The sequence below is a fragment of the Escherichia sp. E1130 genome (assembly GCF_005781065.1).
GTDB lineage: Bacteria > Pseudomonadota > Gammaproteobacteria > Enterobacterales > Enterobacteriaceae > Escherichia.
Genome location: NZ_VATL01000009.1, coordinates 85,500 through 98,376, shown reverse-complemented (window position 1 = coordinate 98,376; position 12,877 = coordinate 85,500). Strand labels below are relative to the sequence as shown.

The window sequence follows — 12,877 nt, the reverse complement described above, 5'->3', positions numbered from 1 at the left end:
TTATCCGACCTACGGTTCGCTATACCAGGTAGGCCTGATAAGACGCGAACAGCGTCGCATCAGGCACATTGCCAGTGTCGGATACGGCGCGAACGCCTTATCCGACCTACGGTTCGCTATATCGGGTAGGCCTGATAAAACGCGAACAGCGTCGCATCAGGCACATTGCCAGTGTCGGATGCGGCGCAGCGCCTTATTTGAACTACGGCATTTCTGGCGGCGTGATGCCGAAGTGGTTCCACGCCCGCACTGTCGCCATACGCCCGCGTGGTGTACGCTGCAAAAAGCCTTGCTGAATCAGATAAGGCTCCAGCACATCCTCAATGGTTTCACGTTCTTCGCCAATAGCCGCCGCCAGGTTATCCAGACCTACAGGTCCACCAAAGAATTTATCGATTACCGCCAGCAACAATTTGCGGTCCATATAATCGAAACCTTCAGCATCGACATTCAGCATATCCAGCGCCTGGGCGGCGATATCTGCCGAGATGGTACCATCATGCTTCACTTCGGCGAAATCACGCACTCGACGCAGCAGGCGGTTGGCAATACGTGGCGTACCACGCGCCCGACGCGCCACTTCCAGCGCGCCATCGTCACTCATCTCGAGGCCCATAAAGCGCGCGCTGCGACTGACGATATATTGCAGATCTGGCACCTGATAAAACTCCAGACGTTGCACAATACCAAAACGGTCGCGCAACGGTGATGTCAGCGAACCTGCGCGCGTGGTTGCACCAATCAGGGTAAACGGGGGCAAATCAATTTTAATGGAGCGTGCCGCCGGACCTTCACCAATCATGATATCCAGTTGGTAGTCTTCCATTGCCGGATACAACACCTCTTCCACCACTGGTGAAAGACGGTGGATCTCATCAATAAACAGCACGTCATGCGGTTCAAGGTTAGTGAGCATTGCTGCCAGATCGCCGGCCTTTTCCAGCACCGGACCGGAAGTCGTGCGTAAATTAACGCCCATTTCATTGGCGACAATGTTAGCAAGCGTGGTTTTACCTAAACCCGGAGGGCCAAAAATCAACAGATGATCGAGGGCATCGCCGCGCAGTTTCGCTGCTTTGATGAAAATCTCCATCTGTGAACGAACCTGCGGCTGACCAACATACTCTTCCAGTAATTTGGGGCGAATGGCGCGATCTGCCACATCTTCCGGCAAAGTCGTACCGGCAGAAATCAGACGGTCTGCTTCAATCATCCTTTACCTCATAACGCGGCGCGCAGAGCTTCGCGAATTAATGTTTCACTGCTGGCGTCAGGGCGAGCAATTTTGCTCACCATCCGGCTGGCTTCTTGTGGTTTATAGCCCAGTGCCACCAGCGCAGCAACCGCTTCCTGTTCAGCATCATCGGTTGCCGGGCTGGCAGGCGACGTGAGCACCAGATCGGCGGCCGGGGTAAACAGATCGCCATGCAAACCTTTAAATCGGTCTTTCATTTCGACAATTAAACGCTCGGCGGTTTTTTTGCCAATACCCGGCAGTTTCACCAGTGCCCCCACTTCTTCACGCTCAACGGCATTAACGAACTGCTGCGCTGACATTCCGGAGAGGATCGCCAGTGCCAACTTGGGGCCGACGCCGTTGGTTTTGATCAACTCTTTGAACAACGTGCGCTCTTGTTTATTGTTAAAACCGTACAGTAGTTGCGCGTCTTCACGCACCACAAAGTGGGTGAAAACGATCGCTTCCTGACCCGCTTCAGGGAGCTCATAAAAACAGGTCATCGGCATATGCACTTCATAGCCTACGCCGCCCACTTCAATTAACACCAGCGGGGGTTGTTTTTCAATGATGATGCCTCTGAGTCTGCCTATCACATGACGCTCCTGCGTAATGAATCAAAGATAATGCTGTATGATAAAAAAATGCTGGATAGATATCCAGCGAAGGATGAAGAAAACTTGCGAGGCGCCCCGATGTTCTGAAAAATGGCGCAGTATAATTTATTCTACAGGTTATATTGGAAGCAAATATTTGAATATTACATATTCAGTGAGGTAATGCGTAAAAAAATATACATTTCGACTCCTGAAAAATAAACTTTTTTATGTTATTACGTGTATTCATATTTATTTCAATGGAATGACAACGTGAATATTAATTACCCTGCTGAATATGAAATTGGTGATATCGTCTTTACATGTATAGGTGCTGCCTTATTTGGTCAAATATCAGCAGCATCAAATTGCTGGAGTAATCACGTCGGGATCATTATCGGTCATAACGGTGAAGACTTCCTGGTTGCAGAAAGCCGGGTTCCCCTTTCAACCATCACCACGCTATCCCGTTTTATTAAACGTTCTTCTAATCAACGCTATGCTATAAAGCGATTAGACGCAGGGCTAACAGAACAACAAAAACAACGAATTGTTGAACAGGTTCCCTCCCGGCTACGCAAACTCTACCACACCGGTTTTAAATACGAATCTTCACGCCAGTTCTGTTCAAAATTTGTCTTTGATATTTATAAAGAGGCGCTATGTATTCCGGTGGGTGAAATAGAGACATTTGGAGAATTGTTAAATAGCAATCCGAATGCAAAACTCACTTTCTGGAAATTCTGGTTCTTAGGTTCTATTCCGTGGGATCGTAAAACGGTTACACCAGCGAGTTTGTGGCATCATCCGAGTCTAATGTTGATTCATGCGGAGGGAGTAGAAACGCCTCAGCCTGAACTGACTGAAGCGTGATAATTTAGCGCAGTCGCCCTCTCGCCAGGTTCAGCCGCGATTCGCTCATCTGCATCGCATTCTGGCTGACATGGCAGTGGGTGATGGCAATCGCCAGCGCATCGGCGGCATCCGCCTGTGGATTAGCAGGTAATTTCAGCAAGGTACGCACCATATGCTGCACCTGGCTTTTTTCGGCGCTACCAATGCCCACCACTGTTTGCTTCACCTGACGCGCAGCATATTCAAACACCGGCAATTCCTGATTCACCGCTGCCACAATCGCCACGCCTCGTGCCTGCCCCAGTTTCAGGGCAGAGTCAGCGTTCTTCGCCATAAAGACTTGTTCGATTGCGAAATAATCGGGCTGGAACTGGGTGATGATTTCCGTCACGCCCGCATAGATCAGTTTCAGACGAGACGGTAAATCATCCACTTTGGTGCGTATGCATCCGCTACCCAGGTAGGACAGTTGCCTGCCCACCTGACGGATAACACCGTAGCCGGTAACGCGCGAACCCGGGTCAATACCGAGAATAATAGACATCACGCGTCTCCGTTTTGTTGTTTAGCCGGCCTCATCAGAGGGTCGCTGCAACCTCATCAGAGATCTCACCGTTATGGTAAACTTCCTGCACGTCGTCACAGTCTTCCAGCATATCGATCAGACGCATCAGTTTCGGTGCAGTTTCTGCATCCATATCGGCTTTGGTTGACGGGATCATGGAAACTTCTGCGCTGTCTGCTTTCAGACCTGCCGCTTCCAGAGCGTCGCGTACTTTACCCATCTCTTCCCATGCAGTGTAGACGTCGATCGCGCCGTCATCATAGGTCACAACGTCTTCAGCACCTGCTTCCAGTGCTGCTTCCATGATGGTGTCTTCGTCGCCTTTCTCGAAGGAGATCACGCCTTTTTTGCTGAACAGATAGGCTACGGAACCGTCAGTACCGAGGTTACCGCCACATTTGCTGAATGCGTGACGCACTTCAGCAACGGTACGGTTGCGGTTGTCAGACAGACATTCAATCATGATTGCCGTGCCGCCAGGGCCGTAACCTTCGTAGATGATGGTTTCCATGTTTGCATCATCATCACCGCCCACACCACGTGCAATTGCGCGGTTCAGGGTGTCACGGGTCATGTTGTTAGACAGTGCTTTATCAATTGCTGCACGCAGACGCGGGTTAGCGTCCGGATCGCCACCGCCCAGCTTAGCCGCGGTTACCAGCTCACGAATGATTTTAGTGAAGATTTTACCGCGCTTAGCATCCTGCGCAGCTTTACGATGTCTGGTGTTGGCCCATTTACTATGACCTGCCATAAAAATATCTCCAGATAGCCCTGCCTGTTCAGGCAGCGTTAATAACAAACTGTTCAATCGCCTGCCGGTTGCTCCATGACTTAGTGAGCGCCGCCGCAGCAGGCGCATCAAGCCACTTGTAAGCCAGATGTTCAGTGAAAACAATCTGGCGCTCGTGCGGGAGCGCAAGACAGAACCATGATTCCGTATTGCGCGTCACGCCCGGCGCATAGCGATGACGTAAATGTGAAAAAATTTCAAACTCTACCGTGCGCTGACAGTCAATTAAGGTCAGTTGTTCAGCGACAACATCGATGGTGACCTCTTCCTTTACTTCGCGCATGGCAGCTTGCGGCGCGGTTTCCCCCTCTTCCACGCTGCCGGTTACCGACTGCCAGAAATCGGGATCGTCACGCCGCTGCAACATCAGCACCCGTTTCGTATCTTGTGCATAGATGACCACTAAGATCGAAACGGGACGCTTATACACTTTATCCTTCACGCTGCCTCTTCGTTGACTGCCTTCGCTCATCCCATTCACATAGTTATCTATGCTCATGGGAGTTCACTCAGTTGCCGCCTCGATGCAACGCGAATGATTTCGTGTATTTGAGTCATATCAGTTATTCTCAGCCTTCTTCACAACCTGAATGCTCAGCTCAGCCAGTGCAGTCGGGTTAGCAAAGCTCGGTGCTTCAGTCATCAGACACGCTGCTGCCGTGGTTTTCGGGAAGGCGATAACGTCACGAATGTTGTCGGTGCCAGTCAGCAGCATGGTCAGACGGTCAAGACCGAATGCCAGACCTGCGTGCGGCGGAGTACCGTATTTCAGGGCGTCGAGCAGGAAGCCGAATTTCTCGCGCTGTTCCTCTTCGGTGATCCCCAGAATGCCAAACACCGTCTGCTGCATATCACCATTATGGATACGCACTGAACCACCGCCCACTTCGTAACCATTGATGACCATATCGTAAGCATTCGCCACTGCATTTTCCGGTGCAGCTTTCAGCTCTGCCGCCGTCATGTCTTTCGGCGCGGTGAACGGATGGTGCATTGCCGTCAGGCCGCCTTCACCGTCGTCTTCAAACATCGGGAAGTCGATAACCCACAGCGGTGCCCATTTGCTTTCGTCGGTCAGGCCAAGGTCTTTACCCACTTTCAGACGTAGTGCGCCCATCGCGTCGGCAACAATTTTCTTGTTGTCGGCACCGAAGAAAATCATATCGCCATCTTGCGCGGCAGTACGATCCAGGATGGCTTCGATGATTTCCGCATTAAGGAACTTCGCTACCGGGCTGTTGATACCTTCCAGACCTTTCGCGCGTTCGTTAACTTTGATGTAAGCCAGACCTTTCGCGCCGTAGATTTTAACGAAGTTACCGTATTCGTCGATCTGCTTACGGGTCAGCGATGCGCCACCCGGAACACGCAGAGCGGCAACACGGCCTTTCGGATCGTTCGCTGGACCTGCAAATACTGCAAACTCAACGGATTTCAGCAGATCGGCAACGTCGGTCAGTTCCATCGGGTTGCGCAGATCCGGTTTATCAGAACCGTAACGGCGTTCAGCTTCCGCAAAGGTCATTACCGGGAAATCGCCCAGATCAATGCCCTTCACTTCCAGCCACAAATGACGCACCAGCGCTTCCATCACTTCACGCACTTGCGGCGCGGTCATGAAAGAAGTTTCCACATCGATCTGAGTAAATTCAGGCTGACGATCAGCGCGCAGGTCTTCGTCACGGAAGCATTTAACGATCTGATAGTAGCGGTCAAAACCGGACATCATCAGCAGCTGTTTGAACAACTGCGGGGATTGCGGCAGCGCGTAGAATTTACCTTTGTGCACACGAGAAGGCACCAGGTAGTCACGCGCGCCTTCCGGCGTGGCTTTAGTCAGCATCGGAGTTTCGATGTCGAGGAAACCGTGGTCGTCCATAAAACGACGCACCAGACTGGTGATTTTCGCACGGGTTTTCAGGCGCTGAGCCATTTCCGGGCGACGCAGGTCAAGATAGCGGTACTTCAGACGCGCTTCTTCGGTGTTGACGTGGTTGGAGTCAAGCGGCAGAACGTCTGCGCGGTTGATGATGGTCAGCGAGGAAGCCAGCACTTCGATTTCGCCAGTCGCCATATCGCGGTTGATATTTTTTTCGTCACGCGCACGTACGGTGCCCGTGACCTGAATGCAGAACTCATTACGCAGTTCAGAGGCCAGCTTTAACGCGTCCGCACGATCCGGATCGAAAAATACCTGCACGATACCTTCGCGGTCGCGCATATCGATAAAGATCAAGCTACCAAGATCACGACGACGGTTGACCCAACCACACAGAGTCACCTGCTGCCCCACGTGGGACAAACGGAGCTGTCCACAATATTCTGTACGCATGAGATATCCCTTAACTTAGCTGCTGGCGGATGTCCCCTGCTGTGCAGGTGACCTGAGTCGCAGCGTTAGCTGTATGTCACAACTGAATGAAAAAAGGCGGCTATTATACTGGAAATTCTGCCGCACCGTAAGAGCCTGGCCCGCGCTGGAACGCCTCGTTACCACTTTATATCGGGCCTGAAATCAGACTCTACGCCAGTTTGCTATAAAGGTGTTGCCCGAACTCATAAAAATTAACAAAATTTGTCGTTCCGCCATCGGCTAATCGCATTAAGGTGAGAGGCACGATTTTGTTTTATCTGGAGTGATCATGCTTGAACTTAATGCCAAAACCACAGCGCTGGTTGTGATTGATTTACAGGAAGGCATCTTGCCTTTTGCCGGTGGTCCGCATACTGCCGAAGACGTGGTGAATCGCGCAGGAAAACTGGCGGCGAAATTTCGCGCGAGCGGTCAGCCCGTGTTTCTGGTGCGTGTTGGCTGGTCTGCCGATTATGCTGAAGCATTAAAACAGCCGGTCGATGCGCCCTCACCGGCCAAAGTGTTGCCCGAAAATTGGTGGCAACATCCTGCTGCATTAGGTGCAACCGACAGCGATATCGAAATCATCAAACGTCAATGGGGTGCGTTTTACGGTACGGATCTGGAGTTGCAATTACGCCGCCGATGTATCGATACAATAGTGTTATGTGGGATCTCGACCAATATCGGCGTTGAGTCCACCGCCCGCAATGCTTGGGAACTCGGTTTTAATCTGGTGATTGCCGAAGATGCCTGTAGCGCCGCCAGTGCCGAGCAGCACAATAACAGCATCAACCATATCTATCCACGCATCGCCCGTGTGCGCAGCGTGGAAGAGATCCTCAACGCGTTATGATTTATATCGGTCTGCCGCAATGGTCGCATCCTAAATGGGTGCGGTTGGGGATAACCAGCCTGGAAGAGTATGCCCGCTACTTTAATTGCGTGGAGGGCAACACCACGCTATACGCCCTGCCGAAACCCGAGGTTGTCCTGCGCTGGCGTGAGCAGACCACAGATGACTTCCGCTTCTGTTTTAAGTTTCCGGCGACCATTTCGCATCAGGCAGCGTTGCGTCATTGCGATGATTTAGTGACTGAATTTTTGACCCGTATGTCACCGCTGGCTCCGCGCATTGGGCAATACTGGCTGCAACTGCCTGCCACCTTCGGCCCACAGGATTTGCCTGCGCTTTGGCATTTTCTCGATACTCTTCCCGGCGAATTTAATTATGGTGTGGAAGTGCGTCATCCGCAGTTTTTCGCCAAAGGGGAAGCGGAACAAACGCTTAATCGCGGTTTACACCAGCGCGCCGTTAATCGGGTGATTTTAGACAGCCGTCCAGTTCATGCTGCACGTCCGCATAATGAAGTCATACGCGACGCTCAACGGAAGAAACCGAAGGTTCCGGTACATGCCGTACTAACGGCGACAAATCCGCTGATCCGTTTTATCGGCAGCGATGATATGGCGCAAAACAGGGAATTATTTCAGGTCTGGTTACAGAAATTAGCGCAGTGGCAGCAGAGCACCACGCCTTATCTTTTTCTGCACACGCCAGATATTGCTCAGGCCCCGGAACTGGTACATACACTGTGGGAAGACTTACGTAAAATGCTTCCAGAGATCGGAGCAGTCCCGGCTATTCCACAGCAATCTTCTCTTTTCTGAATTTGCCACCTATCATAGACAAGTGCCATCGGCCATTTTAAAGGGAGTTTGTATGGTAAGCGCGCTGTATGCCGTTTTAGGTGCGTTGTTATTAATGAAGTTCTCTTTTGATGTTGTTCGCCTGCGAATGCAGTATCGCGTTGCCTATGGCGACGGCGGTTTTAGCGAACTACAAAGCGCTATTCGTATTCATGGCAATGCGGTGGAATATATTCCCATCGCGATTGTATTGATGCTATTTATGGAAATGAATGGTGCTGAAACCTGGATGGTGCATATTTGCGGCCTCGTTTTGCTCGCTGGTCGTTTGATGCATTATTACGGTTTCCATCACCGTCTGTTTCGCTGGCGACGTTCTGGTATGAGCGCCACCTGGTGTGCGCTATTGCTGATGGTGCTGGCGAATCTTTGGTATATGCCCTGGGAGTTGGTTTTCTCCCTACGTTAGCGCACAATACGCCACTTTCTTTTTCCCGGATTTTTACGTTATGTCTCACCGCGACACGCTATTTTCTGCCCCTATCGCCAGACTGGGCGACTGGACCTTTGATGAACGGGTAGCTGAAGTCTTCCCGGATATGATCCAACGTTCCGTTCCCGGCTACTCCAATATTATTTCAATGATTGGTATGTTAGCTGAACGCTTCGTTCAACCGGGTACGCAGATTTACGATCTGGGCTGTTCTTTGGGCGCGGCGACGCTCTCAGTGCGTCGCAACATTCATCATGATAATTGTAAAATTATCGCCATCGACAATTCCCCGGCAATGATTGAACGCTGCCGCCGTCATATCGACGCCTATAAAGCGCCTACGCCTGTTGACGTTATTGAAGGTGATATTCGTGATATTGCCATTGAAAACGCGTCGATGGTGGTACTGAATTTTACCCTGCAATTCCTGGAACCTTCCGAGCGCCAGGCGTTACTGGATAAAATTTATCAAGGGCTAAACCCGGGCGGCGCGCTGGTGCTTTCGGAAAAATTTAGTTTCGAAGATGCCAAAGTTGGTGAACTGCTGTTCAACATGCACCACGATTTTAAACGTGCCAACGGCTACAGCGAGCTGGAAATCAGCCAGAAGCGCAGCATGTTAGAAAACGTCATGCTGACCGATTCCGTGGAAACCCACAAGGCACGCCTGCATAAAGCCGGTTTTGAGCATAGCGAGCTGTGGTTCCAGTGCTTTAATTTTGGTTCACTGGTGGCATTAAAAGCAGAGGACGCTGCATGATCGACTTTGGTAACTTTTATTCTCTGATTGCCAAAAATCATCTTTCACACTGGCTGGAAACCCTGCCCGCGCAGATTGCCAGCTGGCAGCGCGAACAGCAGCACGGTCTGTTTAAACAGTGGTCCAACGCGGTGGAATTTCTGCCTGAAATTAAACCGTATCGTCTTGATTTACTGCATAGCGTGACAGCGGAAAGCGAAGAGCCACTGAGCGCCGGGCAGATTAAGCGCATTGAGACTCTGATGCGCAACCTGATGCCGTGGCGCAAAGGGCCGTTCTCACTGTATGGCGTCAACATCGATACCGAATGGCGTTCCGACTGGAAATGGGATCGTGTTCTGCCCCATCTTTCTGATTTAACCGGGCGCACCATTCTTGATGTCGGCTGCGGCAGCGGCTATCACATGTGGCGCATGATTGGCGCAGGCGCACACCTTGCGGTGGGTATCGACCCTACGCAACTATTCCTCTGCCAGTTTGAAGCAGTGCGTAAACTGTTGGGTAACGACCAACGGGCGCATCTGCTGCCGTTAGGGATTGAACAACTTCCGGCACTGAAAGCCTTTGATACCGTCTTTTCGATGGGCGTGCTTTATCATCGTCGTTCACCGCTGGAACATCTGTGGCAGTTGAAAGATCAACTGGTGAATGAGGGTGAACTGGTGCTTGAAACGCTGGTTATTGATGGCGACGAAAACACGGTGCTGGTACCAGGCGATCGTTACGCACAAATGCGTAATGTTTATTTCATCCCGTCGGCCCTGGCGTTGAAAAACTGGCTGAAGAAGTGTGGTTTTGTTGATATTCGCATTGCGGATGTGAGTGTCACCACTACAGAAGAGCAGCGACGCACTGAATGGATGGTCACCGAGTCTCTGGCCGATTTTCTCGACCCGCATGATCCGGGTAAGACGGTAGAAGGTTATCCTGCGCCTAAACGCGCGGTGCTGATTGCGCGTAAGCCGTAAAGGTCTGGTATTACTGCCGGATGCGGCGTGAACGCCTTATCCGGCCTACAAAACCTTGCTAATTCAGCATATTGCAGGGACTATGTAGGCCTGATAAGCATAGCACATCAGGCAGTTTTGCGTTTGCATAACCTCAGCGCCCGTTTCCGGGCGCTTTTCACGTCTTATGCCTGAATAGCTGGCTGATCAAACGCCGTTAACTTCGGCGCATTGCCCGTATATTTTTCGATATACACCAGCGCAGAGTTACCGGCACAGGCATTCGCCAGCTGCGAGCTGGGGATATCCGCCGTTAACACGTTCGCACTGCCGTTTTTACACAAGCCATTTTCCAGATCCGGCCATGCACCTTCATGCACGCATACAACGCCTTTTTTGATCCCGTCAGTCACCACAGCGCCTGTCAGGATCTGACCACGTTTATTCCAGACACGGACCAGATCGCCATTTGCAATACCAAACCGAGCTGCATCTTCGGTGTGAATTGTGATCGGCTCACGATCGGCAACCGCATATTTTTTACGCAGCTCCGCATAGTTAAGCTGACTGTGTAGACGATGTGCCGGATGCGCGGTCAGAAGCTGCAACTGCTTCTCGTCGGCGGTACCTTTCCATTCATCAGGAGCCAGCCAGGTCGGGTGTGCCGGGCAATCCTTATAGCCAAATTTTTCCAGTGTTTTTGAGTAGATTTCAATTTTGCCACTTGGTGTACCCAGCGCGTTTTTCACCGGATCGGCGCGGAAATCGCCATAGCGAACATATTGCTCGTTCTTCTCGCTGCGGCGCATTTCAAGCAGTTTATTTTGCTGCCAGAAGGCATTAAACATTGGCATAGTCACGCGTTGCGCACGCGCACCTTTCTGGGCGGCATCATAGAAAAATTTCAGCCACGCCATTTCATCTTTACCTTCGGTATAGATCTCTTTTCCGCCAGGTTTCAGTAATTCCGCAAGATCGGCAAACACGTCAAAATCGTTACGCGCTTCAAATTGCGGAGCGACAGCTTGCTTCATCGGCACAATATGCTGGTTGCTATAATCACCGGTCATCGTCAGGTCATTGCGCTCAAACGATGTGGTGATCGGTAATACGATATCTGCGTGTTTGGCTGCTGCCGTCCAGTAGCATTCAGAAACGACGATCATCTCCGGTTTCTGCCAAGCTTTAATCAGGCGATTAGTATCCTGGTGATGAGTAAAGTTACCGCCACCCGCCCACCAGATCATTTTGATATTCGGATACGTTTGTTCTTTACCGTTGTGCTGATATTTGCCGCCAGGATTTTCCAGCGCATCGACAATACGGGCGACCGGAATCGCGGTCATTCCGCCATCATCAGCTTCCTCACTTGCCTGTCCGGCAATCGCCGCAGACATTTCTGGCAGCACGCCGCCAACACGCGTCGGGTTGCCACCGTTGGAGTAATGATAAGAGAAACCAAAACCGCCGCCCGGTGTACCAATCTGCCCTAACATCGCCGCCAGCGTCACCAGCATCCAGTGTTTCTGTTCGCCGTATTGCTGGCGTTGGATCCCCCAACCAGCCATCAGCATCGTGCGATTCGCCGCCATCAGTTCAGCGAGTTTGACAATCTGCGCTTCCGGTACACCAGTAATTTCTGCCGCCCAGGCCGCACTCTTCGGCGTATTATCGTTCTTGCCGGACAGATACTCTTCAAACTGCGGATAACCGGTGGTGTATTTCTCAAGGAAGGCTTTATCGTGTTTGCCTTGAGTCATCAGGGTATGCGCGATGCCTAACATCAGCGCCACGTCGGTCCCCATATTCGGCGCGATCCAGGTCGCGTTATCGCCAAAGAACTCGATTGTTTCGGAACGGATAGGGTCGATGGCAATCACCGGTTTGCCCGATTTTTTCAGCTGATGGAAGTATTCCAGCCCTTGTTCATCGGTACTGCTCCAGGCAATTTTTAAGGTATTCAGCGGGTTCATGCCCCACAACACCACCACCTGACTGTTTTCCAGAATCAGCGGCCAGGAAGTCTGCTGTTCATAGACCTCCACAGAACCGACAACGTGCGGCATGATCACCTGCGCAGCCCCGGTAGAGTAATCGCCACTATGCCCGGAATATCCCCCCGCCAGATTCATATAACGTTGCATCAGCGTTTGCGCTTTATGCAGCACCCCTGATGAACGCCAGCCGTAAGACCCTGCAAAAATGGCCGAAGGGCCGTTGGCCTTGCGGATGCGATCGTGTTGCTCATGAATCAGTTTTAATGCCTGTTCCCAGCTCACCTGAACGTAGCTGTCATCCCCGCGACCTTTTGCCGGTTGCAGTGGATTGTCGAGATAACTTTTTCTCACCATCGGATGCTGAATACGCGCCGTAGTGTGCACCTGATCCGCCGCCGTAGACTGTAACGAGTTCGGGATAGTCTTCGCCAGCGCGCCTGTCGAAGAAACAATCTTACCGTCCTTCACTTCTACGTTCATCGCTCCCCAACGACCCGCGGTGAGGATTTTTCCGCCCTTCTCTTCTGCCCATGCGGGTAACGGCGTAGCCGATGTCACCACCAGCGCCCCGGCAGCAATACCGCTATGTTTAATAAACTCACGTCTTGTTAATGTCATAACTTCCTCCCTG

At 51.5% G+C, this 12,877-nt stretch carries 13 protein-coding genes; 6 read left to right on the top strand and 7 right to left on the bottom strand.

The annotated features are described in order from the left end of the window. Positions 1-202: 202 nt before the first annotated feature. A complete protein-coding gene (gene ruvB, locus FEK66_RS09675; RefSeq protein WP_000568522.1) occupies positions 203-1,213 on the bottom strand; it encodes a Holliday junction branch migration DNA helicase RuvB in 1,011 nt (336 codons plus the stop codon). Positions 1,214-1,221: 8 nt separating this feature from the next. Further along, entirely contained in the window at positions 1,222-1,833 is a 612-nt protein-coding gene (ruvA, locus tag FEK66_RS09670; RefSeq protein WP_000580323.1) for a Holliday junction branch migration protein RuvA, read from the bottom strand. A gap of 273 nt (positions 1,834-2,106) precedes the next feature. On the opposite strand from ruvA, the gene FEK66_RS09665 reads away from it, so the two are divergent. After that, positions 2,107-2,706 carry a YebB family permuted papain-like enzyme gene (locus tag FEK66_RS09665; protein ID WP_130218702.1) on the top strand — a complete coding sequence of 200 codons (600 nt, stop codon included), beginning with the start codon at positions 2,107-2,109 and terminating at the stop codon, positions 2,704-2,706. Positions 2,707-2,710: 4 nt separating this feature from the next. Here FEK66_RS09665 and ruvC read toward each other — a convergent pair whose 3' ends face one another. The 4 genes from ruvC to aspS all read right to left on the bottom strand — a co-directional run bounded on the left by ruvC (position 2,711) and on the right by aspS (position 6,378). Then, the gene (gene ruvC / locus FEK66_RS09660) at positions 2,711-3,232 is read right to left on the bottom strand and encodes a crossover junction endodeoxyribonuclease RuvC (protein ID WP_010350951.1); all 522 of its coding nucleotides are present in this window, start codon (positions 3,230-3,232) and stop codon (positions 2,711-2,713) included. 34 nt (positions 3,233-3,266) lie between these two features. Beyond that, on the bottom strand, positions 3,267-4,007 hold the full coding sequence (locus tag FEK66_RS09655; protein WP_000907234.1) for a YebC/PmpR family DNA-binding transcriptional regulator: 741 nt from the start codon (positions 4,005-4,007) through the stop codon (positions 3,267-3,269). Between the two features lie 28 nt (positions 4,008-4,035). Further along, entirely contained in the window at positions 4,036-4,488 is a 453-nt protein-coding gene (gene nudB, locus FEK66_RS09650) for a dihydroneopterin triphosphate diphosphatase (protein ID WP_001300367.1), read from the bottom strand. Between the two features lie 117 nt (positions 4,489-4,605). Next, positions 4,606-6,378: an aspartate--tRNA ligase gene (aspS, locus tag FEK66_RS09645; protein WP_130208496.1), complete on the bottom strand. Its 1,773-nt coding sequence runs from the start codon at positions 6,376-6,378 to the stop codon at positions 4,606-4,608. A 310-nt stretch (positions 6,379-6,688) separates the two neighbouring features. Between aspS and FEK66_RS09640 the strand changes: the two genes are divergently transcribed. Genes FEK66_RS09640 through cmoB form a run of 5 tightly spaced genes read left to right on the top strand, consistent with a single transcriptional unit; the run spans position 6,689 to position 10,270 of the window. Beyond that, positions 6,689-7,255, top strand: a complete 567-nt coding sequence (locus FEK66_RS09640) for a hydrolase (RefSeq protein ID WP_135494059.1) — start codon at positions 6,689-6,691, stop codon at positions 7,253-7,255. Continuing rightward, positions 7,252-8,070 carry a DUF72 domain-containing protein gene (locus FEK66_RS09635; RefSeq protein WP_135494061.1) on the top strand — a complete coding sequence of 273 codons (819 nt, stop codon included), beginning with the start codon at positions 7,252-7,254 and terminating at the stop codon, positions 8,068-8,070. The genes FEK66_RS09640 and FEK66_RS09635 overlap by 4 nt, the downstream gene beginning before the upstream one ends. Positions 8,071-8,122: 52 nt before the next feature. Beyond that, positions 8,123-8,518, top strand: a complete 396-nt coding sequence (locus FEK66_RS09630) for an MAPEG family protein (RefSeq protein WP_130208499.1) — start codon at positions 8,123-8,125, stop codon at positions 8,516-8,518. Positions 8,519-8,558: 40 nt separating this feature from the next. Continuing rightward, positions 8,559-9,302 carry a carboxy-S-adenosyl-L-methionine synthase CmoA gene (gene cmoA, locus FEK66_RS09625; RefSeq protein ID WP_130208500.1) on the top strand — a complete coding sequence of 248 codons (744 nt, stop codon included), beginning with the start codon at positions 8,559-8,561 and terminating at the stop codon, positions 9,300-9,302. After that, positions 9,299-10,270: a tRNA 5-methoxyuridine(34)/uridine 5-oxyacetic acid(34) synthase CmoB gene (gene cmoB, locus FEK66_RS09620; protein WP_000564757.1), complete on the top strand. Its 972-nt coding sequence runs from the start codon at positions 9,299-9,301 to the stop codon at positions 10,268-10,270. The genes cmoA and cmoB overlap by 4 nt, the downstream gene beginning before the upstream one ends. 164 nt (positions 10,271-10,434) lie before the next feature. Here the strand turns inward: cmoB and torZ are convergent, their stop codons facing one another. Beyond that, on the bottom strand, positions 10,435-12,864 hold the full coding sequence (gene torZ, locus FEK66_RS09615; protein ID WP_135494063.1) for a trimethylamine N-oxide reductase TorZ: 2,430 nt from the start codon (positions 12,862-12,864) through the stop codon (positions 10,435-10,437). Between the last annotated feature and the right edge of the window lie 13 nt (positions 12,865-12,877).